This window comes from Photobacterium obscurum (genome assembly GCF_026191635.1).
Taxonomy (GTDB): domain Bacteria; phylum Pseudomonadota; class Gammaproteobacteria; order Enterobacterales; family Vibrionaceae; genus Photobacterium; species Photobacterium obscurum.
On the sequence record NZ_JAKRRW010000002.1, the window covers coordinates 248571 to 272972 of the forward strand.

Sequence of the window (24402 nt, forward strand, 5' to 3'; positions counted from 1 at the left end):
TGAATGTCGGGGCTTTTTTTTGTCAGCTCAAAACCACGGCTCTAAGCTGTGGTGAGTGTTTAATATAAATATAAGACTGGTTTCATATCTTTTACTATACTGATTTATAGCGTGATTTTTAAAGTTTAGAAAGATTGCAAACCGCAACTGAGATGGTGAGGCCTTTAGAGCCAATATAAGGAATAAAAATGAAGGGATTGATTACTATTCTTTGCGTTTGGTTGATTGGTTCGGCTAATGCGCTGGCGGCAGCACCAGAAGTCATTGCTGGAAAAACAAAGTTTAAGCATGTCATGACGATCGGAAGCAAAGGCGCCGGTATCGGGCAGTTTCGTTATGTTGAAGATTTCGCTATTGATAGCCAGGGACGGTTACTTGTAACCGATGCGAGAAATAGCAACGTTCAAATATTTGACAAATATTCTGGCGAGTATCTAGGTACCTTCGAAGGGGGAAGTGCAGGAAAGTTTGAAAAACCTGAAGGTATTGCTGTCGATGCTGTTGGAAATATTTATATCGCTGATTATGTCAATGGGTATATAAAAAAATACGATAAAGATTTTACTCATATTATTACCTTCAGTGATTTTGGCATAGACCCTGGGGAAAATATGGAATCGGAGTTTATGACAATATACGAAAATCGCCTGTATATGGCTGATAAAGGAAATAACCGAGTCGATGTTTTTGACCTCGAGGGAAATTTTTTATTTTTATTTGACCATAAAGGTTCCCTAGAGGCCCCACAGGCCGCCAAATCGACATCGACTGGTGATATTTACGTTGTCGATATGGGGAATGATCGCGTTTTGCACTTTAATCGTGAGGGAATATTTAAACGTAAACTTGGAAAATATGGAAAACGCGCGGGTGAATTTGATAAGCCTGTTGGTTTAGCAATAGACGGCAGAGATCATATTTACGTTAGCGAGGCACATAACGATAGAATACAGGTATTCGACCAGGATTTTAATTTGCTGGCAACTTGGGGAGAGCACGGCAGTGGTATCGGTCAGTTCAAAAATCTTCATGGGCTGCTTGTCGATGAAAGAGGCTATGTTTTTGCTGCCGATACGGGCAATAACCGCATACAAGTCTTTGCTCCTCAAAACCAATAAATAAGAGTGACATGGTATGAATGATGGCCTGAATTCACAGCACAGTTACAGTCGATATATTGTTCTATGTCTAATTATGGTTACTTTTGTTGGTTTGCTGAGTGGTTTGTTTATTAACTATAAGCTGTATCAAAGCCGGCAGATTGCTCGTGAGGTAAGCAATAGTGCGCAATATTCGCTATCGACGCTGACGCCAATGCTTAACGAGCAAAGAGAAGTTATAGCACGAATAGATAAAGCAAGATCTGAAGCGAATATTGGTTATGCGTATGTCAAAAAACTACTTAAAGAATTACGTGCAAGCGAACTAGACAATAAAACGACAGAGAATTTGATACCGAAGGCTGAACAAGGCGCAAGCAAAATTAAATCGGTGAGAATTCTGATTGACGAAAGTCGGCGTTCTACCGATGAGGTTGGTGGCAATTTTAACTTTATGCTTGATCAATTAGAGAGCCTTGGCCGGGTTAAGGATATAAACTCATCGCTCAATGTTGTATTTACGATAACCGTTATTACAATGTCTCTTCTTACACTGGTTTTGTTTTTGGGAACAATATTTATACATCATAGTCTCAAACGTATAAAAGCGGCTTCAGAGCAAGCATTACGCGCGAAAGCTAAATTAGAACAGAGTAAAGTTCAGCAGAAGGCGGCTGAACTAACCCGTTTACTCAGTGGTGAGTATTCCATAGGTAGATTGACTAAATCCTTTTTAGATTTTTTGGCCCCGGAACTCGGGATAGGCGTTGCTGCATTTTATTATCTAGAAAATGATGTTTTGTGCTTTAAGCAAGGTTATGCCTATAGCGGTGATACCGATAAGCTTTATCATTTTGGTGAGGGTATTATTGGCCAAGTAGCCGAGCAAAGAAAAGCGATTGAGCTGGATAAAGTACCGCAGGGCTATATTGAAATAACATCCGGTCTCGGTTCCATCAACCCTAAACGGATATTGGCCATCCCAGTACTTAAGGAGCAAACCGATGAGTTACAGGGGGTCGTTGAATTCGGCTTGTTATCATCGCTTAGTGGTTATCAACATGCTTTGCTTAAAGAAAGCCTGAAAATACTGACTATCTCGATTAACTCGGCAGAATATAGAGAGAATTTAAATCAGCTCCTAAGGCATTCGGAGCAGCAGACCCATCAACTTGCAGTCGCCTCTAAAGAAATGGAGCAACAAAACTACTTGCTGCAACTTCAGAAGGAAGAAGCCGAAAGAGCAAAAGTTGAACTGGAGATTAACTCACAGCAACTTATTCTGGCACGCGATGAAGCACAGCAGGCGACCCGAACTAAGTCCGAGTTTCTGGCAGCAATGAGTCATGAAATTCGGACACCGATGAATGGTGTATTGGGGATGCTGCAAGTTCTTGAAGATACAGGCATGAGCGATGAGCAAGCCAAGCATCTTAACGTAATAACGAGTAGTGCTGAGTCATTGTTAAAAATAATAAATGACATTTTGGACTTCTCAAAGATTGAGGCGGGCAAGGTTGAGCTTGAAAATGTTTCTTTCGATTTATTGCAATTGGCCGAAGGCGTTGTAGAGCAGCTATATCATAGCGCTGTAGATAAAAATCTTAATCTGTTGCTGTATTTTGACCAAAGCGTTCCTCAGATAGTGAAAGGAGATCCTGGGCGAGTCAGACAAATTCTGCTTAACTTGATTGGAAATGGTATTAAGTTCACTCATCAAGGGTATGTTCAATTAAGTATTGAAAAGCAGCTGCAACTAGACGGTAAAGAGAATATCGTCTTTAAAGTTACGGATACCGGTATCGGGATTGATGAAGATAAGCTGGATATGGTGTTCCAGCAATTTACTCAATCAGATTCTTCAACCAGCCGTCAGTTTGGTGGTACGGGACTTGGGTTATCAATTAGTAAAAGTTTGACAGAATCAATGGGGGGACAAATGTCAGTTACTAGCCAAAGCGGCCAAGGTTCTGTTTTTCAATTCAATATACTATTCGATAAGCAGAAGAATCATAACGTATTTCCAGTAAAGTACTTGCAGCAACTACACATATTGTTAGTTGATAGTCATGAAATACGTAGCAAGTTGCTACAGTCACAGCTTGAAACCTGGGAGTTGAATTTTAGTCGTGCAGCAACAGTTGAGCAGATGATGGATTGCATGCAACGGTGTAGCCGTGAACAAAGTCACTATGATCTCTTGTTAATTGATGAAGACTTGGTGGAATCGGCAGAAATAGATTTCTCTCTCCGTGAAAATCTACCGTTAATATTCCAAAATGTACAACTGGTTATGCTTCAGTCAATGGATAAAAAAGCTTGGGGAGAATCAGCCGCCCCTTGTTTTACTAAGAAACTACGCAATCCGGTTAAACCATCAGATTTACTGAATGTAATGACCGAAGCTTTTGAGCAAACTAATCCCCATCATGCGTTAGTTTCAAGTCAAGCAGAAGATATGCCTTCATCGGTAGTAAAGCCTGCTGCAGTGGTGCCAATAGGGCAAAGTGATATGAATGTTCTTTTGGTTGATGATAATAAGGTGAATCAAAATGTAGCTGCTTTAATGCTAAAAAAGCTTGGTATCACTGCGGATATAGCTTCGAATGGTGAAGAAGCGTTCGCTATGCTGATGCAGTCTCCTTATGACCTGGTGTTGATGGACTGCCATATGCCTGTGATGGACGGTTATACAGCATCGAGAAAAATCCGCCAAAGCAAGCATGCTTTTTCAGATGTTTATATTATCGCCTTGACCGCAAACGCAATGGAAGGAGACAAGGATAAGTGCCTTGATGCGGGGATGAATGACTACCTGGCCAAGCCGCTAAGAAAGGATGAACTTGCTGAAAAAATAAAATTAGCTAAGACAGATAAGGAAAAGATAATCGAGGTATAAGTGTTGGCGACTTTCAGGACATAGCGATTTCAAATCACTGTGTTGCGAACCACTTTTTTGCCCTTCGATCGTTATAGGCCTGATAGCTTTATGTCGTATCGCTTATTCTCATTATGCTGACTAAGCTTAATCAAAGAATAAAGACACGGAGAGTGGCATGAGTGTAAAGGATCGAGGTGAAGTTGAATTGAAAAAAATTCAAAGACATAAAGTCACCATGGATCCCGGTAAGCCTATCTATCTTTCTACCTATGCTTATTTTGAAATCGAGTTTGCCAATGCACGTCGCTATGAAGCAGGGATATTACAAGGTGTAGATCCCGAGTTTCTCCACCAATACCGGGTCTGTCTCAGGCGTAACCGTGCCATTATAAGCCTGCTTAAAGATCTTTACCCAGCTGAGAATAAGAAGCGGTTGTCTGATTTGCTAAAGCAACTGATGCAAGAAACCAATTTGTTGCGCGATCTAGATGTCTACCTGATGAAATCAAATACTTTTTTCCGCCAGGTTAGCCAGAAGCATCATAATGGACTGGCGCTATTTTTTGATGATATTCAGTTACGCCGGAAAACAGAGCTTAAACGACTGTGCGGTTGGTTAAATTCAGATTTATATAGGAGAAACTGTCAGGATATTGAAGCTCATATCCATGCTATTCAGGTTAATGTTCCCCCGCAATCGGCCTCGACCTCCTGCGAAGTTTATGGTCGGCAAGCCGTTTGGAAGCGTTATCAAAAAGTCCGCGTACGGGCTGGAGACATTAATGAGCAGAGTAAAGATACGGATATCCATCAGCTAAGAATTGACTGCAAAAAGTTGCGTTATCTGCTGGAATACTTTGAGCCCTTGTTTAAAACAAATGAGTATCAACGAGAGCTTAATACGTTAAAACATCTGCAAAATTACTTGGGGGACTTTAACGATAGTTCTGTACAGCAGGACTTTTTGTTACGCTATTTGGCGCGTAAAAAAGAAAACAGCCACAGCTATAAAGCAGTAAGCCAGTTGTTGCGTATTACTCAGAGGGAGCATCAGAAATCTAGAGTTCATGTATTGCAGCAGCTGGATATTTTTTTGGCAGTGCAAACTGAGAGCGATTATGAGGCATTGTGCCAATTACCAGCGAGTAGACCGCTACTACATTAACAATGTTGATGTGGATTAGGTTATAGTCTTCTAAATTACTTTCAGATTGGCATATTAAGTAATAACAAGGAAACTAGTTAAAATATATACCGATATTTTTTATAACTCTCATATAAATGTTCACGTATAACTGATGTCAATCGAAATCATACGAAACAAAAAACACTTTTACAAAAAAAATCGGAGTATAAGACTGAGTTTCTGGTTGAGTTACAGCGACGGAGAAACAGAAAGCTCTATTCTAAAGCTTGCATGAGTATCACCGTCGCTATACTGAGTCACTTTGTAGAAAGATTTTATGGTGCTATTTCTTGCTGGTTTGCTTTATATATAAAAAATAGCGCTACCGCGATACAAAGCATGGCTGATACTCGCCACGGATTTAGTTCGATAGGCGTGTTGCCCAACCAACCCTGCGTATCAATGATCATGCTCATTATCATTTGGCCAAGTATAGTAGAAACGGTTGCTATTGCTATACCAACTCGAGGAACTGAAGCCACCATGACGACCAGATATAAAATACCAAAGAATGCGCCAGTCAGTTGCCATTTAGGTACAGTGAGTAAATTTGATTCATAAACAGGTTCAAAAAACAAAATAAGTAATGCAGTAATTACCGTAGCGACACCGAATGTGATAAGTGCGGTTTTTACAACACCGATTTTCTCACCTAATTGACCATTAATCGCGGCTTGTGTGCTTAACGCCATACCTGAGGCAATAGCCAGTAAAATAATTAGAATCATAATATTGCTCCAAGATAACTAAAGCAGAGTGCAATTAGAACGAAGATAAGCCCTATAACTCTCATAGGGTTTGTTGGTTTTCTAGCTACGCCAAACCATCCAAAATAATCGATCGCAAAACTCTTAGTGATTTGACCAAATAAAACGCAAACCATGGTCATTGCCACACTAATTACTGGGGTAGATAGCGTTAACACGACAACATATAAGGAACCAAGGATCCCACCAATAAGTTGCCACCTAGGAATTTCTTCCCATTTATATTGCTTCTGCTGTGGAGTGAAGTAATCAACTAACCACAGCACCAAAGCCCCCACACTAACAATGCTCATCGTCGCCCATAACTTACCAACTTGTGAGCCTAGTGGTCCAAGGATGCCTGCTTCAAATGAAAGCCCCATACCAGCCAAAATAATTAATATTACAAATAAAATGTTCATCGTGGGTCAAACCGGTTAACTAAGTTACGATTCATAAATGTTTTGCCATTTGAAATAGAGATAAGCTCTAACTGCATGCCCCATGGCTCCCCTGCAGTTGGTCCCTCTGTCATTTCTTGTTTATCTAATAACTGTTGCAGTTTTTATCGCTGAATTGCCGTTCAAACCCAGTACCATTGGCGGTTTCTCCAGCAAAGGATACGTGGGGTGTGATCGCCAATACTAAGAGCAGCATTACTCCTATTGTACGGCGGAGGCTTAATGCCTCTTTTATTATCTTCATATATTTACTTCTTGTAGAAAGGCTGGCTTCTCGACATAAAGCTTCTGAAAAGTGAAGCGACAGCCAAGGTGATCCCTTCACCTGGTTTAGAGGCAAGTGAAGGGAGTGGACGTTGTGTAAAAGACGGTTATTTCTCGGCGAGTGCATCTTTCAGAGCTGATAGGTATGCACCACGCATTTGCTGGCTAACAGGCGCATCGGGTACGAACACCTGGCCACCATGGTACATTCCCGGGAAGACGGCCAGTTCAGTCGGCACGCCTGACGCCATTAATCGTTGGGCATAATCGACAACTTCGTCTCTGAACAGATCAACGGCGCCGATTGTCATAAAGGTTTTAGGCAATCCGCTGACATCTTTTGCTCTGGCAGGTGCCGCATAAGGTGATGCCGCTTCACCAGGGTTGTTGCCACCCAGGTACATATCCCAGGCATTGAACGAGGTTTCTCTGTTCCAAACCGGATAGTCTTCGATAGAGCCAGATGGGGTATCGTGCAAGTTGTCCAACATTGGGTAAATCAGTAGCTGCAAAGCAATTGCCGGGCCCTGAGCATTACGATTATGCAATACCATCCCCGCCGCCATGCCGGCACCGGCGCTATCTCCTCCAACTGCAATTCGTTCAGGATCGATTCCTAATTCCTTGGCGTGGTCTACCAGCCATAAAAAGGCCGCATAAACATCATTATGCCCGGCAGGGAATGGATGTTCCGGAGCCAACCGGTATTCAACAGAGACCACGGTAGCGTTTAGCTCTTTGGCAAACTCTCCGGCAAAATCGTTGCTGTCCGCCCGTCCCATAATATAGCCACCACCGTGGATCCATAGGATAGCAGGGGTGATCGCTGTACTATTTTCGGGACGGTATACAAATACAGGCACCTCGCCTTCAGTAGTTAATATCTCCTTTCTTTCAACCCTCACGCCCGGGGTGTCCGGAAATTTCAGCATTTTGTGTACAGTGGCTCTGGCATCAAGGACAGAATCTTTGGTGATCAAAGACAATGCTGGCGGAAGCTGTTCTAGCGGAGCCTTGATAGCCGGATCGATAAATTCCCTGGCGTTTTGTGACTGTAGATCTGCAGCCGCACTTTCTATTGCCGGCTGTTCTGCTGCACAACCAACCATAGAGCTGAATAGTAAGGTGGTGACTAATAACTGTTGGGGTAATTTCATGTTCATCATATCCTCATTGACTCGTGCAATAAGTCATTTAAGTTGGCGTTTACTCATAGGTTCCGCGGATCGGGTAGTTATTCTCCGGGTTGCGGATAAATGATAATCCGGAGAGCAGGACCCCCAATTCAGGTCGGACAAAGGGACCGTTGGATATATCGAGAACTTGTACCTGGCCCTTGTCGTTAATCACATAAAGGCCGGGTTCGGAAAATGGATGATCGGTTTCCCGCGCCGAACGAGGATGGGATATATAGAGTCCCAACTGTTGCATCTGCTCTATGCTCAGGCCATACGCAACTGGATAACTTACCGTCAGATCTGCCATATGGGCCGTTACTTGTGTCTCGCTGTCGGCAGAAACTGCGACAATATCGATACCAAGCTTAAAAAAGTCTTCTTTGAGCTTTTCAAGCTCATTGAGGTAGCGGGTACAAAGCGGGCAATGCTTGCCTCGGTAGACCACCACCATTTTCCAGTCAAAGCCGGTTTGTGGAATACCAAGGGAAATGTTGTCGCCGTCTAATGTGGGCAACTCGATAATTGGAAACTGATCGCCAGCCTTAAATTTGTTCGCCGTCATTGGGTTTTCCTTCTCATAGTTTGCATACGAATAGCGTCTGGTAATGCACAAATCAGGCAGTAGTGAAGCAGTGGCAGTGGATATACTGCTTCACTACCGCTTGAAAATGTTGTGCCTGCTAAACAATCACAATGGTTTCAGCTTAGATGCTGATGTAGTTATAGCTGTCATCATCTTGATTACGTTTACCGCGTAACTTATCGCTGTAGTTTTCCGCCCAGATCGCTGTAGCGTCCTGGTTCTGGTTCCAGTCAAATACGGTTGAGCGGTGCTTGATCTTCCAGACGCCGTCGCGACGCTCAAAGCGGAAATGATGTCGGCCACCCAAGATGCCCTCTTTGTCGACCTCGTCTTCTTCGTGAACATGGTAAGCCCAGACATAGCACTCGGCTGTCGCCTTATCGCCGTCAATTTCGATCAGCGGATTGCTGATACGGTGCTGAGTGACTTTCAGGGCTTTGAACCCTTCCATTGCAGGCTCAACAAAGGCGTGAGCATTATCGTTATAAAAGAACAGATCCGGGAAGATAGGGTCCTGATGTTCTTCAATCGCATCTTCCCAGTAGGTTGACTTCATTAGTTCACCGTCAACCCGGTCCAGGGCGCGGGCGAACTTATACATGATTTCTGTCATTTCCTGCTTATCGAGAAGCTCTTGCATCTTTTGTTGCATATTCATGATTATTTCCTCGGATTTTCCGCTTCTGGCGAGGCCTGAGGCGGGTTTATGTTATTAACGAAAGCTGGGGTTATTTGCTTTCCCATTCATCAATCGGATCCAGTACGGTGAACTTTCGTGGGCTGGCCAGTAGATCCGGCAAGTAGGCTTCGTACTCGTCGCGGTATGACTTGCCTTGCAACTGGTTCTTCATAAAGTCATCCATGGACGGCTCGTCCCAGCGCTCGTATAGGGTGAACTTGTTAGGGTTGTCGGCGTGGCGATGAAAGTAGGTCGATACAAAGGTATCTTCGTGGGACATCGCCTCTAGGACACCGGTTGCGCCTTTGACAAACTTGTCGACACACTCAGGCTTTACATCAAATTCGACATAAAATACGAGATGTTTAGACATAATGGTTTACCTCTTAAAACGTTATGTTTTCTATTAATCAGGGGCCTATCGCTCCCATTCAGGTAGGCTGCTTTATATTCTTCAGGGCATTTTTGGCCAGTAGGTCTAACTGGCCGGTCATGACTGCTGCCTAACGTTGAAGCAATAATAGGCGCTAACCAAATCGAATATAAGAATGCTAAAATGAATACCATCTATTCGATATTGGAATTAATAAGGAAGGCAAGTGGATCAGTTAGGTGCAATGCGGGCTTTTATCCGGGTAGTGCAAACCGGCAGTTTTTCAGCGGCGGCCCGAGAGAAAAACACAACTCAAGCCACAATCAGCAAAAAAGTTGCAGCCCTGGAAACCATGCTGGGTGTCAAGTTGTTAACCAGAAGCAGCCGAGAGCTCTCTTTGACCCAGGTTGGCGCGGAATACTATGAGAAATGTGTGTCTATCATTGGTGAACTGGATGAAGCGGAAGCAAGTGCTCGCTCCCAAGTAGCTTCACCAAAAGGTATTATCAGGATCACGGCACCGGTTGTTTTTGGTCGCCTTGTCATCGCGCCAATACTGTCAGAGTTTTTATCCCTCTACCCTGAAATCAAGGTGGATTTGACATTAAGTGACAAGCATGTGGACCTTATCAGCGAAGGTGTTGATGTGGCAATCCGGGCCAGAGAGCTGGAAGATTCATCCCTAATAGCCAGGCATCTGTTCGACAATCCTATGTTGTTAGTCGCCGCTCCTGACTACCTGGCTCAACACGGTGAACCTAAAGAGCCCACTGAATTACGACGCCATAATTGCCTGGTGTATTCGATGCTGAAAACTGTCAACATTTGGCATTTTTTCCATCAGGACAAGAATATCTCCGTCGCTGTTAATGGAAACTTTCAGGGCGATAACGGTGATGTGATCCTTAAGCTGGTTCTTGATGGAACGGGACTTGCCCAGCTACCGGTTTGGATGGTCGATGAACATCTTAAATCGGGTGAGCTGAAACAGATTTTGTCTGATTTTGTAGCAAAACCGCTTCCTTTTAATGCGATTTATCCTCAAAGTCGCTATGTGCCGCTTAAAGTTCGATGCTTTGTCGATTTCTTGAAACAAAAGTTATCTGATAAAACTCTTTATCAGTAAATTGCCGGCTACTAGGCTGGCAATAACAATTCTCTCCGGCATACAGAGCCGGATCTCCCCATTTTGTGAAATATCAAATAAGTGCAATTTACCCATTCTATCAATTCTGTTTTGGAATAGTTGCTATTCATATTCCATGCGTTCTATTCGATAAGCATGTCGGTTATCTTTCTTCCATCGCAAAACAACGGCTTTCCGGAGGGGGGATAATGAGTAAATTTATCAAGTACAGCCAATATAACGCACCACAAGACTCTCTGGCTCAGCTTGAGGCAGCGAAAGCATCAATGGGCTTTGTACCGAATCTGCTCGGTTACATGGCCGAATCATCGGTTCTGCTCAATAGCTATGTCTATCTGTCTGAGCAAACCGGTAAAACAGACTTAACCCCGACCGAGCGTCAGGTGGTACTGATGACAGTCAATCGCTTTCATGAATGTCGATACTGTATGGCTGGTCATACCCAGTACGCTGAGACGCACGGGGTGGATATGGAAGTGATCAATGCCATTCGCGATGACCAGCCGATAGGGAATCCCAAATTAGCCACGTTACGCAGTTTCGCACTAAAGCTTGTCGAGCAGCGCGGGGTGATGTCACAGACGCTGGTTGACGCTTTTTTTAAGTCCGGTTACAGCCAGCAAAACGCACTGGAAGTAATCGCCCTGATCACTTTAAAGGTAATGAGCAATTACACCAATCATTTAGTCGGCACAGAGCTCGATGGTATATCCATGGCCAAGCGCTGGTCACCAGCCAGTGAACGTTAAATACGAAATTGTAAATTAAAGGAAACCGTTATGACTAAGAAACTTGAAGGTAAAGTGGCCGCTATTACCGGCGGTATGAACCAGACTCGCTGGGCAAATTAATCCTGAACGGGGTTATCCCGGGTAAACCAGGTTTAGCCGGGAGTGAGGCCAGTAAAACGATTTAAAGCAAGGTAAGTATTTTATGAACCAAGATATCCTGTTTAACAATTTTGAGCTCAGCGGTGATCTTACTCTGAGCAACCGTATTGTCATGGCCCCCATGAACCGTAGCATGGCCGATGATGATTTAGTACCGACCGGTGCGATGGCTGATTACTACGCCCGCCGTGCTGACACTGGCCTGATCATCACCGAGTCTCTGATGATATCGCCAAGCGCCCAGGGGTATCCCAACACCCCAGCTATCTTCACCCCGGCACAGGTAGAAGGCTGGAAAAAGGTGGTTAGGAAAGTCCATGAAAAAGGCGGCAAAATCTTCGCCCAGATCTGGCATACCGGCCGGGTTTCTCACCCCATTTACCTCAATGGTGAGAAGCCTATAGCGCCTTCGGCCGTTGCCTTGAAGGGACGCGTACCGCGCACTAATGATCTTCAATACGATGTGCCGCGTGAAATGACTGAGATGGAAATCCGGCTGATGATTCAGGACTTCGCACAGGCTGCGGCCAATGCCCGCGAAGCCGGTTTTGATGGTGTAGAGGTCCATGCTGCCAATGGTTATCTGTTGGATCAGTTTCTGCATTGGGATACCAACCGTCGTACAGATGACTGGGGTGGCAGTGAAGAGAACATGGCCCGTATTCTGTTTGAAGTACTGGATGCGGTGAAGCAGGAAATTGCCCATGTCGGCCTACGTGTATCACCGGTGGGCTATTTACACTTGGAACATGATGAACGCGATAAAACCGTCTCGGATTATGTATTGCAACGCTTTAATCAATACGATCTGACCTATGTTCACACGGGGATGTTTGAAGACAGTGAGCAGGAGCATCTTGCCGGCACGGTAACCCAATATATCCGCAGCCTTTATAAAGGCATTGTGATCGCGTGTGGAGGCTATGATGCTGAGCGGGGCCGCAAGACGTTACACAAAGGGGATGCAGATCTGATCGCTATTGGCCGTCCGCTGATCGCCAACCCGGATTACGTTGAAAAGGTGCGTACCCGACAGCCTCTAACCACTTACAGCGTTGAGATGCTGAACGAGCTGGTATGAAGAATGAGTAAAGAAAGGAATGTTTAAGGATCCCTGCTCAAGTAGCACTACAACATTAAAGAGAGTATCACTATGCAATATTTGAAAATGGAAAAGATCAGCAGTTGGGTCGTTGCTGTAATGGCTTTGCTGACATTAGCACTTAGCTATAATCCAGCCTACGCTGAGGAACAACCTAAGCTTGCTTTTTATGTGGAATTCAATCTTAAGCCTGAATATATCGATGAGTGGAAGCAGGGGGCCTTGGGCGTGATCGAAAAGATGTCAAAAGAGGACACTTTTGTCAGCGCCTACATGCACCGCGATGCCAATGATCCAAACAAATTCACTCTGTATGAGGTATGGTCTGAATCAAGCCGTGAGGCCTTTTTCGAGAATCAGTTGAATGCCAAAGACTACCGTAAGGAATATGAAGAGAATTTGCCGAAAATGCTGACTAGTCCAAGGAGCATTACCTTTCTGGACTTGCTGAAAGAGTGGCATCAATAAAACCAGCTCCTCATTAGGTTGTTATGTTGAAACCTTATTCGCCCGTCGTGCCATGACGGGTGAGATTTCAGCGCAACTTTCTTTTCTCACCACTTACCAGAAATAATCCTACTCTATCTAATTAATCGAACAACTTAGTCGATTTTTACTAATTGTTCAGTAACGAAATGGATGGAATTCTATAGGCAATCTTTCATTACCTGCTTTAAAGTTCGAAAACGGGAAATATATATGAAGTTTGGAAATACAAAGGAAAGCTACGGTCTAATTGCGATTGCTATTCACTGGCTAGTGGCATTTGGATTCTTAGGTGCTTACATTTCAGTCTACTATAGACATTGGTTTAGTGAAGGTGGCTTTAGCATGACCGAGCTGAACTCAAATATGATTGCACTCTATCTGCATTTATCTTTTGGGATCACTATTGCAGTATTTGTCGCTTTGCGCATACTTTGGAAGCTGATGAATAAAACGCCAAATGATGTTCAAGGAGGAGGCAAGTTTGAACACGTTTCAGCTCATGCCATGCATTGGAGCTTATATGCTGTCATGATTATTATGCCAATAACGGGTTACATGGGAACCAAATTAGATACTAATTTTTTCTTCCTATTTGACATTCCCAAATTTAATGACACACCACTATATTCCCTTATTGTCGAACGGTGGTTGCAAACCGATTGGGAACACTTTGAGCCGATTATCGATGCAATTCATAAAAACACAGGTGCATATATTAGTTGGCTTCTGATTGCTTTGCACGCTGGAGCTGCACTTTATCATCATGTTGCTCGAAAAGATATTGTCCTAAAACGTATGGCACCATGGATTAAATAAGCGGCTATGTAAGAACAGAAATCACTCATTTTCCAAGCGGTCAGAGGTTATGCTTATTATGGCCTCTGAACTTGAACTATTATTTAAGAGCATGGGTTGAGTTTTGAGTTTGCAAAATTTAACCGCTATATCATTACTTACCTGTCGTTTATTAAAGTCTGGTTTAGATAAGGCAAAAGAATAATAGATTTTAATTAATGTAAATATGTAAGGTTGAATGTCATCTATTCCATTAGAGAATAATGCAGGTAGATGAGAAGGATAAATCAAATGTGAGTTTGCTAAACCACTTTCAGCATAACTCAATCTAATGGATTAGAACAAGGGTAATAACAGATATTAAATCATATGCAACAATCCCCCAAGTCGTTGACTTAGCTGAGCAAGCTCGGAGAGTGTAGTACGTCGAAGTGTGTATCTGTCTCTAATATTGCTTAAATTATTGTCTATGATCTGTCCTGACACCTTTCGAGCATAGTGCCGCTAAGAAGTAAAATGCTACTGCGCAAAGCATAATGGACTGGATGCCGAAATGCAGGGCAAGTCCAGCCGCTACAATAGAGGTGAGAACCGAGGCGCATCCGTTCATCGCCCAGGCATAGGACCGCTGTAAAGGGGTCGTAAGAAGGCAGCGCATCCCCAGAGCGAACGGCACTCCCATTAAAATCCCCGACGGAAAAAGTATAAGCAGAGCAAATAGATAACGAAGTAGTGCGGGTAACCTCAGAAGGTAATCGAGTAGCAGATCCATAAAGAAAATAATTCCAAGGAGCGCTAGGCAGAGACACGTAAGAGAATAGATAACAGCATTTCGTCCCATTCTCTGAGACCACCACCCGCCGATCCCAGAAGAGAGTAGAATACCTGCCAGGACAAAAGTAAAGCTGAACACCGGGCTGGAAAAGATCAGGATATAGGCCTTGATAAAATAGATCTCCACGAACATAAATCCTGCTCCAATGGAAAAGAAGTAGAGCTTCTGCGTTAAAGGAACGTGCTCTTTTCTCCCTTTGGCAAGGAGCCTGGGAAGCAGCAATAGCAAAGCAGCGACAGCCAGCGCTTCTAAAAAAACTACAGCAATGACGATTTCGCCGGACAAAAGCATTGAATAGGGTCTGCTTCCCATGCTCTGGTACAAATCACCTAACCTGTCCCACTTGATAAAGCGGCCTGGAAACGGCCTGTGGTCATCCTGTGGTGCAGTATCCAGAAGGTAATTATCGAAAAAGTGTTCATCCCTTTTTTCACTGTAATGCTGGATCAGCTCCTTGATAGCAAGGTAATGATGGGGGAGTTCGAAAATATTGAAGCGATTGGCAAGGGAAGACTGTATATCCCGGATATAAACAATGTCGAAATTCAGCTTCTCAGCAAAGTCCACCGGAATGCCTATATTTTCAATAGGGTTGTTGCTAACGATCAGTGTGAAAATGCCCCAGTTTCTTAATAGAACAAGGTGATGCTGCGGATTTTTTTTACCGCGCTCCCGTAGGACCTGAAGTGCTGTGGAAAAAAGGCGGATCGAGTCGGAAGGAGGAAGAAGCAGCTTGCGTGAAATAACGATGATACCCTTTTCAGAAAGATGGTTCAGATACTCCCCGAAGGCTTCTTTGGTGAAAAGGTACTCCTGGCTCAGCGCTGCAGATCCAGGCAGGGAGGTTCCCCAGCTTTCCAGATGGATGATGTCGTATCTTCTTTGCGACTGCCTGAGAAATATTCGAGGATTTTCGGAGGTTGTACGCAAATTATAATGCTCCCCAATGGCGCGGGATATACTGGGGCTCTCATGAATCACGATCAGTTCGGGGATCCCAGCAGCAAGTGCCGCAGGTATGCTGGTCCCTCCGTTTCTTATGATAAGAAGTGCGCTTTGAGGGAGGGGGACAAGATCGTAACCTGCCGCTGGCAAGGTAAACGCCGCAAAATCGAACGCCTTTGAACTGCCGCCGGCCCCATAGAGGACCAGTTGTTCGTCTCCGTCCCGAAAAATGGATTTTTGCTCAGGAAGGCTGCCGCTATATTTTAGACTGAGGCCAGGTGCGTAACGGATATAAGGGCTGGTAACGTTTTCTATTTTGCCGGTTATGCTGCTTAGCGATTCTGTGACTGTTGAGTGTGGAAACTGCAGAAGCTGGCTCAGCGATTTATACGGCGAAGGGGTGACAGCCAGCTGAGCACCTCCCCATGGGGTAAAGAGCAGAGTCGCAGTAAGCAGCATAGTACCAACGCTTACTAGGGGGAAGAATAGATTCCGGACCAGAAAACGGGGACCGATGTTGATTTTGCTCTTTATAAAAGCGGCTGCAGTGACATAACAAAGGGGGACTATCGCAACGGTAATGACGAGTTTTCCTTCCCCGATAAAAGGCAGTAATAGGGAGGGAAGAATTGTTCCAAGAGCAGAACCAGCCATAGTGGAAAAGTAGATTATACCGGTGTTTTCTGGCTGTTCTACATAAGCTGCCAGCACAACAAAACCTGCGAAGAAAAACGGTATCGCGAGAAGCGTATAGCTGAGAAAAAGATAGAATGCCTGAATCGACTCCAGCGATAGCCTGAAGTAATCAAGGGGAAGCTTTGTAAGAATAATAAAGGAAATAAGCGTAGAGCAGCTGTAGAGAAGCACCAAAACCGTTGTTGCTTTCTCTGTTGCAAATCGTTTTATCCAGCCATTTTTCCTTGAATCGAGAATACTCAGTACGGTGCCGCTTGCGGCAAAGCCGAAAAGAGCGATGCTGATCACCATAAAAGAGAGGTGATTCCACTGGCTGATCGAGAATATCCTGGCCAGAAGTATCTCGAAGGCAAGAGAAGATAGGGATACAAGAAAAACTGTCGGGAGCATCATTACTTTTTACCGGAGGCCTTCATCGCGTGTCCGGTCATGGGAACAAAGAGAACACCAGCGATTTGCCAAACCGTATAGTCCCCCCCCTTTTTGGTGACGAGGACTAAGTTCTGATAGCTGAAGGGGTTTCCCAATGGAAGAACCAGCCGCCCTCCATCCGTAAGCTGCGCCAAAAGAGGCGGAGGGATATGGTCAACAGCAGCGGTGAGCATAATAGCATCATAGGGCGCTCCCTTATTCCAGCCGAAGTAGCCGTCACCACATCGTACTTTAACATTGGTATAGCCAAGAGAGTCCAGAAGTTTGCTGGCCTTAGTGCAGAGCTTTTCCTTGATCTCGATGCTAATCACCTCTTTTGCTACCTCGGAAAGCACTGCTGCCTGGTAACCAGAGCCGGTTCCTATCTCGAGTACTCTTTCACTGCCAGTGAGTTCGAGCACTTCCGTCATCAGGGCAACAATATATGGCTGTGATATGGTCTGTCCTTCGCCGATCGGCAGGGGGGAATCCGAGTACGCTTTTAAAGCCAGAATCTTCGGAACAAAAAGGTGCCTAGGGAGCTTGCTCATTGCCATTAGCACTCTCTTGTCTACAATGCCGCGCTTGGTTAGCTGGTTTTGGACCATTATCTCTCGGGCACGGACATTTTTTTCGGAATCAGTCACCGCTAATGATGCAAGGGGCTGGATCCCAAATATGACAAAGGTAATAAATAGAAACAATAACCTACCCATAGCGCACTCCCTACAGGATTTTGAAATAACTAAATCACTATACCCAAGTAACCTCAAGATGCTTGGGTATATAGAGTATAGGAAGAATGAACGTGTGTTTATTTTAAGTAGGCAACAACCTGTGTGGCATATCCATCAGGTCTCATCCAATAGAAGAAGTCATTTAATAGAAAGCTTCGCTAGATGAGGCTTGTGCTGAACTTATGTGAGCAATTGGCACAATTTACCATTCTGGAATCAATTAATATTTGATAAGAGCCACTGTCAGAGTATTAGTCAACACAGTTGATGTGGATCGAACGTGTGCCTGTACACTTTACATATAAAGAAAGCCCCGGCATTGTTAATGCCGGGGCTTTTGCCACCGCTGCCTACGGATTCTTTGCGATTTATCATGGCTCCAGCAAAGCTGGTAAGCTAAGTTCATTTCCCCCATTGGTCTGTACAAGGTACAGATGCACAATTGAACTTGTATCGATAATCACATCTTATTAGTTGTAGGCTCTCCTTGCGTTCACTAAGCAGTGTTGCCACTGAAATTGCGCATTAGCTTTATTATGCTTGTTATCGTCCCCAAAAAGTTTTGTTGTTATTATTTATTTTTCTTCTGCTGCAAATAGTACACTCTCTTCATCTATAACCAGTAAGTAAGACTTACCGGGCGTTACGCCATCCCCACAAAAATCGATAGTGGCTTGGTTGTTCATGAACAGTTCACCAATGCAGCTCCCAAGAATCTTCTGTTCCGAGATCTGGCCTTTTTTTATCTGGCTGTTGCTCATAACACCAGTTGTCGGTTTTATGATATTGATTTCTATATCTTGAAGGCTAAATATGCGAATGCCGTATTGGTCTTCGTTATCGAGCTTTTCATGACGCTCTGCAACGAATAGCGTTTCACCAAGCTCTGTATCTTCCCAGGCTATTAACCAATAACTTTCACCAGTGTTGGTTACAAGGTCCTCAATTTTGCCAATCTCAGACAGACTGTTGGTTTCCAAGGCGCCGATATCGACTGTCAGAGGAGTCGGCGTTGACCAGCTTACTGTGTGTTGGTTTATTGCCTTTTCGCTGTTCATTACAACCTTGTTGCTTTCATCAAAAAGGCTTGCTTCGTTGCTAGCATCTTTAAGGAAAAAATCCGTCGCATCATCCGTGGTATTGACGAACTCAAACTTGACTTGCCGAGTCGCCGCTTGTTCATCTTGTGATGGTGTCTGATCTGATGAACTGCTTCCTCCGCCACACCCGGCAATACACAGAGAAACAAAAATTGTTAGCGCTGGCCTCATCATCTTAGAACCCCGTTGTATTTATTTGTGAAGCTCAAAGTAAGCATATTGCAAGAACTAGTGATTTTTTGATGAATAGAAGGGAGAAAAATCACTAATTTGTAAGTGACTGATAAGAAATAAGAATAAAGCTCTCAGATATGAGAATTTGTGGAGATATAAAATCTCAAAGCGCTTTTTTGCTGGTTTTTTATCCTATCTGAGGTTGTTGGCATAAAAGAGAACGTGATTTGTCAGCTTCAACCCCTCTGCGGGAAAATCACGCTCTCTTTAGGGGCGGTGAGAGCCAAATGTAATCGATTAATTTTCGATAATAAAAATGTGTATCACTAACACATACGACGTTTAAGGCCGCTGATGTCGAGTAAGCGGGTCGAGATTTCCTCGACAGATAGCGATGTGGTGTTCAGGTAGGGAATCGCTTCGCGACGGAACATAGATTCGACTTTATGCAGCTCGGCCTCGCATTGTTTTTGGCTGGCATAATCGCTGTTGGCATACCGCTCATTACGGATTGCAACCAAGCGTTCGGTATTGATAGTTAACCCGTAGGTTTTATAACGAAAGGGCTCGATGGCCGGGGGCAATTTCAGGCTTGCCATATCTTCTGCAATGAAAGGGTAGTTGACTGCACGGATCCCGAACTGCATTGCCAGATAAAGGCTCGTCGGGGTTTTACCGCAACGAGAGACACCGAGAAGAATAATATCGGCTTGTTCAAGATTGTTCAGTGAAACCCCATCATCGTGGGCGAGGGTATACTCGATTGCAGCGATACGATCTTGATAACTGGCAGCATCTTTATTGATGCTATGAGAACGTTGGAGTTGTGGTTGAGGTTCCATATTAAGATCGTGCTTCAGAGGCTCGACAATAGCGTGCAGAACGTCGTAAAGATTGGCTTGGCTTTGCTCGATAATAGCCTTGATTTCAGGAACCACAATTGAATAAAAAACTAAAGGCTTTATGCCTGTTTGCTCATAAGCGAGATCGATCTGTTTCTGTACGCTTATCGCCCGATCGACTGATTCGACAAACGGAAGGGTTGTTTGGCGGGTCTCAATGTCGAATTGACCCAGAACCGCATGCCCAAGTGTTTCAGAAGTAATCGCTGTACCGTCAGAAACGTAAAACACATCACGAAAATTGGATTTGCGCTGCATAAAAAGTTGAATCCTTAAAATTATTCTGTAACTTAATAGTCATTAATACTTATAACAATAACCTTACAGGGTGGCTATTCTTCTTTTACATGTTTTGAGTAAAGAAGAATGCTTAACGGGGACATATTGTGACGCAGTATTTTTTTGACTGCTAACGCAATCGTTTCCGTTGAGAGGTTGCCCACATAAACTGTTGAATCCAATAAAGGAGAGTTGCCGTGCAACAGAATGTTGTTTGGTATGATGCTTTGTCAATGAATGATGTTGACAAAGTGGGTGGAAAGAATGCATCACTGGGTGAAATGGTTGCCAACCTTGCCGGTGCAGGCGTTAAAGTACCTAATGGGTATGCGACAACGGCTCATGCATTTAACCAGTTTCTTGATGCAAGCGATTTGAATGATCGCATCCATGATCTTTTAGATGCACTGGATGTAGATGATGTGAATGCGCTGCAGCAGGCAGGAGAAACGATCCGAAATTGGATTCTTGAAGCGCCGCTTCCTTCAGATTTAGAGAAGGACATTCGAGAATGCTATAGCGAATTGGGTGAAGGTGACGAGATGCTTTCCGTCGCTGTTCGTTCTTCTGCAACGGCTGAAGATTTACCTGATGCATCGTTTGCCGGTCAGCAAGAGACTTTCCTTAACGTGCGTGGTATTGATGCCGTCATTGAAGCCGTTAAGCATGTTTTTGCATCACTGTTCAATGACCGTGCAATTTCTTACCGTGTCCATCAGGGCTTTGAGCACAAAGGTGTGGCTTTGTCGGCTGGTATTCAGCGTATGGTTCGCTCCGATGTGGCCTCGTCAGGGGTTATGTTTACCCTGGATACAGAATCAGGCTTTGACCAAGTGGTATTTATTACTTCCTCTTGGGGCTTGGGCGAAATGGTGGTTCAGGGCGCAGTAAACCCAGATGAATTCTATGTCCATAAGCCAACCCTTCAGGCCGGTAAACCCGCGGTTGTTCGCCGTACCTTTGGTTCGAAACTGATCAAGATGGTTTATGCCGAAGGCGAGGAACTTGGTACTCAGGTTGAGGTGATGGATACCTCAGATGCGGAACGGAAGCAGTTCTCGCTATCTGATGAAGAAATTGAGTCGTTGGCTAAGCAGGCCATGATTATCGAGAAGCACTACAATCGTCCGATGGATATTGAGTGGGCGAAAGACGGTGTAACGGGCGAGCTGTTTATTGTTCAGGCCCGTCCAGAGACTGTACGCTCTCGTGATGATGCCCAGGTTATGGAGCGATTCCACCTTAATGGTAACGGTAAGGCCATCATCGAAGGCCGGGCTATCGGTCAGCGAATTGGTTCTGGGGTTGTTCGGGTTGTATCTGACTTAAGCCAGATGGATCAAGTTCAGGCCGGTGATGTGCTGGTGGCTGACATGACAGACCCTGACTGGGAACCTGTGATGAAGAAAGCTTCGGCAATTGTCACTAACCGGGGAGGGCGTACCTGCCATGCCGCTATCATTGCCCGTGAACTTGGTATTCCAGCCGTTGTCGGTTGTGGGCACGCCACTGAATTGCTGGCAACCGGTCAGCAGGTAACAGTGTCGTGTGCACAAGGTGAAACCGGCTTTATCTATGAAGGTGAGTTAGATTTTGAAGTTCGCCGTTCAGAAGTGAGTGATTTACCGACACTACCATTGAAAGTGATGATGAATGTCGGTAACCCGGATCGAGCCTTTGACTTTGCCTGTATTCCGAATGAAGGTATCGGCCTGGCACGACTCGAGTTCATCATTAACAAAATGATCGGTGTTCACCCTAAAGCACTGCTGAACTATAACGAGCAGTCTGATGAGCTGAAAGCTGTGATTGACCAACGTATTGTTGGTTATAGTGACCCGGTTGAATTTTATATCGAAAAACTCACCGAAGGGATCTCGACGCTGGCATCGGCATTCTGGCCAAAACGTGTCATTGTGCGAATGTCAGACTTTAAGTCGAACGAATACCGTAATCTGATTGGTGGCGTGAACTTCGAGCCGACGGAAGAAAACCCAATGCTCGGTTTCCGCGGAGCATCTCGATATATCTCCCCACAGTTCCAAGATTGTTTTTCTCTGGAATGTGAAGCTATAAAGCGCGTTCGTGAGCGCATGGGACTGAAAAATGTCGAGATCATGATCCCGTTTGTTCGTACTGTTAGCGAAGCGGCCTCTGTCATAGATCTACTGGCTAAGTTCGATCTGCGTCGTGGTGAGAATGGCCTGAAAGTCATCATGATGTGTGAGTTGCCGTCTAATGCGATTCTGGCTGAAGAGTTCTTGAAGTACTTTGACGGTTTTTCGATTGGTTCGAACGATATGACCCAACTTACTCTCGGCCTTGACCGTGATTCTGGTGACATCGCCCATATGTTTGATGAGCGAAATGAAGCCGTTAAAGCCATGCTGTCGATGGCGATTCAAGCAGCCAACAAAGCGGGTAAGTATGTTGGGATCTGTGGCCAGGGACCTTCGGATCATGAAGATCTTGCTGATTGGCTAATGGAGCAGGGTATTGATTCGGTTTCTCTCAACCCAGATACCGTTGTTGAAACCTGGCTGCATCTAGGTAAAAAATCAAGTTAGGAATTATTGTAATAACTACCTAGGTACTTGAATAAAGCCCGCATCGCCTTTTCTTTCGAAGAACTTAAAGGTTATGTGGGCTTTTTAGTTTTCACCTTCTGGCGCAAGTGTTAGATTTTTCCGCAAACTATATTTCCATATCCAATTGCCCCTGTTGCTCTTAGGGACTTGAGCGTACAATCCCAGCGTTTTTCTTTACGGTTCTATCCCGAGGCAATTTGTGTACACCGAACAACTTATGATGTTGCTGGCTGTTTTTGAGCGAGCGGCACTCATGTTGATGATGCTTTTTTTGTTAACCCGAACTCACCTGTTTCAGCATATAGTCAAGAAGCAGCATCGCCGGCCCGTCGAAACTGCGATGATTTCTTTGCTGTTCGTTGTGTTCGCAGTGTTTAGTACCTATACCGGTATAGAAGTAGACGGATCGCTGGTGAATGTGCGAATTATCGCCGTGCTATCGGGTGGGATTATTTTTGGCCCTTGGGTGGGGATCCCTGCCGGTATCGTTTCTGGTGTTCATCGTTACTTGATTGATGTTGACGGGCCTACCTCGGTAGCATGTTTGATCACCAGTATTATTGCAGGGCTGCTCGCTACCTGGATCTATACCAAATGTCCGAAAAAGCATTATGCCCGTTTTGGGATTATGGCCGGCATGTTCTGCGAAGTTTTCACAATGATCCTAATAGTGCTTTTGTCAGAGAATAAAACGCTGGCCTATAGCATCGTTTCCCATATCAGCATCCCCATGATAACGGGTGCTTTGTGTATTGGCTTGATCATTAAGTTGGTTCAGGATTTAGACGAAGAAAAAGATCTGGTTGCGGCCAGACAGGCCAAACTCGCGCTGGATATCGCCAATAAAACCTTACCGTATTTCCGTAAAAGCAGTCGAGAATCTCTGGAAGACGTATGTAATATCATCCGCGAAGACACTGAAGCGGATGCTGTTGCGATCACCGATGCCCAAGATGTCTTAGCATATAGCGGGGTAGGTCAGGAGAATTACCTGGATGCCTACCATAAAATCAGTGACATGACTCAGCAAGCGGTTGCCACCGGCGAGCTGATCATCAGCAACAACCTTAATGTCCATGACTTCCATTCTTTGCTGATCATCCCATTGTGGGAAAATGGTACGGTTAGCGGTACCTTGAAGATCTTCTACCGTCAGCCACATCGTATTCGGCCGTCACTGCGTGAAATGGCGGTAGGTTTGTCACAACTGATTTCCACGCAAATGGAAGTGTCGCGGATAGAGCACCTGAAAGCGATGGCAAGCAAAGCAGAATTTACCGCGTTGCAAAGCAAGATTAATCCCCATTTCCTGTTTAATGCTTTGAATGCAATCTCAACTTTAGTTCGGATACGCCCGGACCAAGCGCGTCAGTTGATTGCAAATTTGGCTGATTTTCTACGTTATAACCTCGAGCGCAATGCTGAATTGATTGATATCCAGGAAGCTTTGCAGCAAGTGCGTGATTATGTCTCGATTGAACAGGCACGCTTTGGCAAAAAGCTAACTGTGGATTTTGATGTTGATGAACTTCATTTTGAGATCCCTTGTCTGCTGATCCAGCCGTTGGTGGAGAACGCCATTTTACATGGTATCCAGCCATCCTCGTCACCGGGTAAAGTCATGATTGCGGTTAAACAGGACGGTGAGCGCGTCAAAATTACGATACGTGATACAGGGGTGGGTATTCGACAGGATGTGATCGACAAGCTGTATAGCGGATCTTTGGATAACCAGCATATTGGCTTGATGAATGTTCATCAGCGAGTGACCTTGTTGTATGGCGAAGGCTTGCATATTATGCGGTTGGCTCAAGGTACGGAAATGACGTTTTACGTCAAATAAACGAAGTAGTAGGTAATG

The 24402-nt window shown here is 44.6% G+C and carries 20 protein-coding genes; 10 read left to right on the top strand and 10 right to left on the bottom strand.

Annotated features, from left to right (window positions below; genetic code table 11):
- Positions 1–188 precede the first annotated feature (188 nt).
- The 3 genes from MD588_RS03375 to MD588_RS03385 all read left to right on the top strand — a co-directional run bounded on the left by MD588_RS03375 (position 189) and on the right by MD588_RS03385 (position 5146).
- Positions 189–1118, top strand: a complete 930-nt coding sequence (locus MD588_RS03375; protein WP_265695427.1) for a 6-bladed beta-propeller — start codon at positions 189–191, stop codon at positions 1116–1118.
- A 16-nt stretch (positions 1119–1134) separates the two neighbouring features.
- A complete protein-coding gene (locus MD588_RS03380) occupies positions 1135–3999 on the top strand; it encodes a response regulator (protein WP_265695428.1) in 2865 nt (954 codons plus the stop codon).
- 157 nt (positions 4000–4156) lie between these two features.
- The gene (locus MD588_RS03385; RefSeq protein ID WP_265695429.1) at positions 4157–5146 is read left to right on the top strand and encodes a CHAD domain-containing protein; all 990 of its coding nucleotides are present in this window, start codon (positions 4157–4159) and stop codon (positions 5144–5146) included.
- A gap of 296 nt (positions 5147–5442) precedes the next feature.
- Here the strand turns inward: MD588_RS03385 and MD588_RS03390 are convergent, their stop codons facing one another.
- From MD588_RS03390 to MD588_RS03415, 6 genes are all read right to left on the bottom strand, one after another.
- Positions 5443–5895 carry a DMT family transporter gene (locus MD588_RS03390; RefSeq protein ID WP_265695430.1) on the bottom strand — a complete coding sequence of 151 codons (453 nt, stop codon included), beginning with the start codon at positions 5893–5895 and terminating at the stop codon, positions 5443–5445.
- The gene (locus MD588_RS03395; RefSeq protein WP_265695432.1) at positions 5892–6335 is read right to left on the bottom strand and encodes a DMT family transporter; all 444 of its coding nucleotides are present in this window, start codon (positions 6333–6335) and stop codon (positions 5892–5894) included. Before MD588_RS03395 ends, MD588_RS03390 begins: the two co-directional genes overlap by 4 nt.
- Before the next feature lie 410 nt (positions 6336–6745).
- The gene (locus MD588_RS03400; protein ID WP_265695434.1) at positions 6746–7795 is read right to left on the bottom strand and encodes an alpha/beta hydrolase; all 1050 of its coding nucleotides are present in this window, start codon (positions 7793–7795) and stop codon (positions 6746–6748) included.
- Positions 7796–7844: 49 nt separating this feature from the next.
- Entirely contained in the window at positions 7845–8378 is a 534-nt protein-coding gene (locus MD588_RS03405) for a peroxiredoxin-like family protein (protein WP_265695436.1), read from the bottom strand.
- Between the two features lie 142 nt (positions 8379–8520).
- Positions 8521–9057: a nuclear transport factor 2 family protein gene (locus tag MD588_RS03410; protein ID WP_265695437.1), complete on the bottom strand. Its 537-nt coding sequence runs from the start codon at positions 9055–9057 to the stop codon at positions 8521–8523.
- A gap of 70 nt (positions 9058–9127) precedes the next feature.
- The gene (locus MD588_RS03415; protein WP_265695438.1) at positions 9128–9451 is read right to left on the bottom strand and encodes a putative quinol monooxygenase; all 324 of its coding nucleotides are present in this window, start codon (positions 9449–9451) and stop codon (positions 9128–9130) included.
- A gap of 226 nt (positions 9452–9677) precedes the next feature.
- Here MD588_RS03415 and MD588_RS03420 point away from each other — a divergent pair, with 226 nt between their 5' ends.
- From MD588_RS03420 to MD588_RS03440, 5 genes are all read left to right on the top strand, one after another.
- A complete protein-coding gene (locus MD588_RS03420) occupies positions 9678–10577 on the top strand; it encodes a LysR family transcriptional regulator (protein WP_265695439.1) in 900 nt (299 codons plus the stop codon).
- A 209-nt stretch (positions 10578–10786) separates the two neighbouring features.
- Positions 10787–11347 (top strand): carboxymuconolactone decarboxylase family protein, encoded by a 561-nt coding sequence (locus MD588_RS03425; RefSeq protein ID WP_265695440.1) that lies wholly within the window; start codon positions 10787–10789, stop codon positions 11345–11347.
- 184 nt (positions 11348–11531) lie between these two features.
- Positions 11532–12569, top strand: coding sequence for an alkene reductase (locus MD588_RS03430; RefSeq protein ID WP_265695442.1), 1038 nt, complete (start codon positions 11532–11534; stop codon positions 12567–12569).
- Between the two features lie 72 nt (positions 12570–12641).
- Entirely contained in the window at positions 12642–13058 is a 417-nt protein-coding gene (locus MD588_RS03435; RefSeq protein WP_265695443.1) for a putative quinol monooxygenase, read from the top strand.
- Positions 13059–13289: 231 nt separating this feature from the next.
- Positions 13290–13895: a cytochrome b gene (locus MD588_RS03440; RefSeq protein ID WP_265695444.1), complete on the top strand. Its 606-nt coding sequence runs from the start codon at positions 13290–13292 to the stop codon at positions 13893–13895.
- Positions 13896–14334: 439 nt separating this feature from the next.
- On the opposite strand, the gene MD588_RS03445 is transcribed toward MD588_RS03440, so the two are convergent.
- From MD588_RS03445 to ppsR, 4 genes are all read right to left on the bottom strand, one after another.
- On the bottom strand, positions 14335–16743 hold the full coding sequence (locus MD588_RS03445) for a spermidine synthase family protein (protein WP_265695445.1): 2409 nt from the start codon (positions 16741–16743) through the stop codon (positions 14335–14337).
- Complete coding sequence (locus MD588_RS03450; RefSeq protein WP_265695447.1) at positions 16743–17477, bottom strand: protein-L-isoaspartate(D-aspartate) O-methyltransferase; 735 nt, start codon at positions 17475–17477, stop codon at positions 16743–16745. Before MD588_RS03450 ends, MD588_RS03445 begins: the two co-directional genes overlap by 1 nt.
- A gap of 596 nt (positions 17478–18073) precedes the next feature.
- Entirely contained in the window at positions 18074–18772 is a 699-nt protein-coding gene (locus MD588_RS03455; RefSeq protein WP_265695448.1) for a hypothetical protein, read from the bottom strand.
- A 326-nt stretch (positions 18773–19098) separates the two neighbouring features.
- Positions 19099–19932 carry a posphoenolpyruvate synthetase regulatory kinase/phosphorylase PpsR gene (gene ppsR / locus MD588_RS03460; RefSeq protein ID WP_265695449.1) on the bottom strand — a complete coding sequence of 278 codons (834 nt, stop codon included), beginning with the start codon at positions 19930–19932 and terminating at the stop codon, positions 19099–19101.
- Between the two features lie 218 nt (positions 19933–20150).
- Between ppsR and ppsA the strand changes: the two genes are divergently transcribed.
- Together ppsA and MD588_RS03470 are read left to right on the top strand one after the other, a co-directional pair.
- Positions 20151–22520, top strand: a complete 2370-nt coding sequence (ppsA, locus tag MD588_RS03465; RefSeq protein ID WP_265695450.1) for a phosphoenolpyruvate synthase — start codon at positions 20151–20153, stop codon at positions 22518–22520.
- A gap of 238 nt (positions 22521–22758) precedes the next feature.
- The gene (locus tag MD588_RS03470) at positions 22759–24384 is read left to right on the top strand and encodes a sensor histidine kinase (RefSeq protein WP_265695628.1); all 1626 of its coding nucleotides are present in this window, start codon (positions 22759–22761) and stop codon (positions 24382–24384) included.
- Positions 24385–24402: the final 18 nt, after the last annotated feature.

Excerpts from the sequence above, each read along its gene's own strand:
- MD588_RS03415 (WP_265695438.1), bottom strand. The coding sequence starts at position 9,451 with ATGTCTAAACATCTCGTATTTTATGTCGAATTTGATGTAAAGCCTGAG.
- MD588_RS03375 (WP_265695427.1), top strand. The coding sequence starts at position 189 with ATGAAGGGATTGATTACTATTCTTTGCGTTTGGTTGATTGGTTCGGCT.
- MD588_RS03390 (WP_265695430.1), bottom strand. The coding sequence starts at position 5,895 with ATGATTCTAATTATTTTACTGGCTATTGCCTCAGGTATGGCGTTAAGC.
- MD588_RS03430 (WP_265695442.1), top strand. The coding sequence starts at position 11,532 with ATGAACCAAGATATCCTGTTTAACAATTTTGAGCTCAGCGGTGATCTT.
- MD588_RS03445 (WP_265695445.1), bottom strand. The coding sequence starts at position 16,743 with ATGATGCTCCCGACAGTTTTTCTTGTATCCCTATCTTCTCTTGCCTTC.
- MD588_RS03400 (WP_265695434.1), bottom strand. The coding sequence starts at position 7,795 with ATGAAATTACCCCAACAGTTATTAGTCACCACCTTACTATTCAGCTCT.
- MD588_RS03450 (WP_265695447.1), bottom strand. The coding sequence starts at position 17,477 with ATGGGTAGGTTATTGTTTCTATTTATTACCTTTGTCATATTTGGGATC.
- MD588_RS03440 (WP_265695444.1), top strand. The coding sequence starts at position 13,290 with ATGAAGTTTGGAAATACAAAGGAAAGCTACGGTCTAATTGCGATTGCT.
- MD588_RS03385 (WP_265695429.1), top strand. The coding sequence starts at position 4,157 with ATGAGTGTAAAGGATCGAGGTGAAGTTGAATTGAAAAAAATTCAAAGA.
- MD588_RS03410 (WP_265695437.1), bottom strand. The coding sequence starts at position 9,057 with ATGAATATGCAACAAAAGATGCAAGAGCTTCTCGATAAGCAGGAAATG.
- MD588_RS03380 (WP_265695428.1), top strand. The coding sequence starts at position 1,135 with ATGAATGATGGCCTGAATTCACAGCACAGTTACAGTCGATATATTGTT.
- MD588_RS03425 (WP_265695440.1), top strand. The coding sequence starts at position 10,787 with ATGAGTAAATTTATCAAGTACAGCCAATATAACGCACCACAAGACTCT.
- MD588_RS03405 (WP_265695436.1), bottom strand. The coding sequence starts at position 8,378 with ATGACGGCGAACAAATTTAAGGCTGGCGATCAGTTTCCAATTATCGAG.
- ppsR (WP_265695449.1), bottom strand. The coding sequence starts at position 19,932 with ATGCAGCGCAAATCCAATTTTCGTGATGTGTTTTACGTTTCTGACGGT.
- MD588_RS03435 (WP_265695443.1), top strand. The coding sequence starts at position 12,642 with ATGCAATATTTGAAAATGGAAAAGATCAGCAGTTGGGTCGTTGCTGTA.
- MD588_RS03470 (WP_265695628.1), top strand. The coding sequence starts at position 22,759 with ATGATGTTGCTGGCTGTTTTTGAGCGAGCGGCACTCATGTTGATGATG.
- MD588_RS03395 (WP_265695432.1), bottom strand. The coding sequence starts at position 6,335 with ATGAACATTTTATTTGTAATATTAATTATTTTGGCTGGTATGGGGCTT.
- MD588_RS03455 (WP_265695448.1), bottom strand. The coding sequence starts at position 18,772 with ATGATGAGGCCAGCGCTAACAATTTTTGTTTCTCTGTGTATTGCCGGG.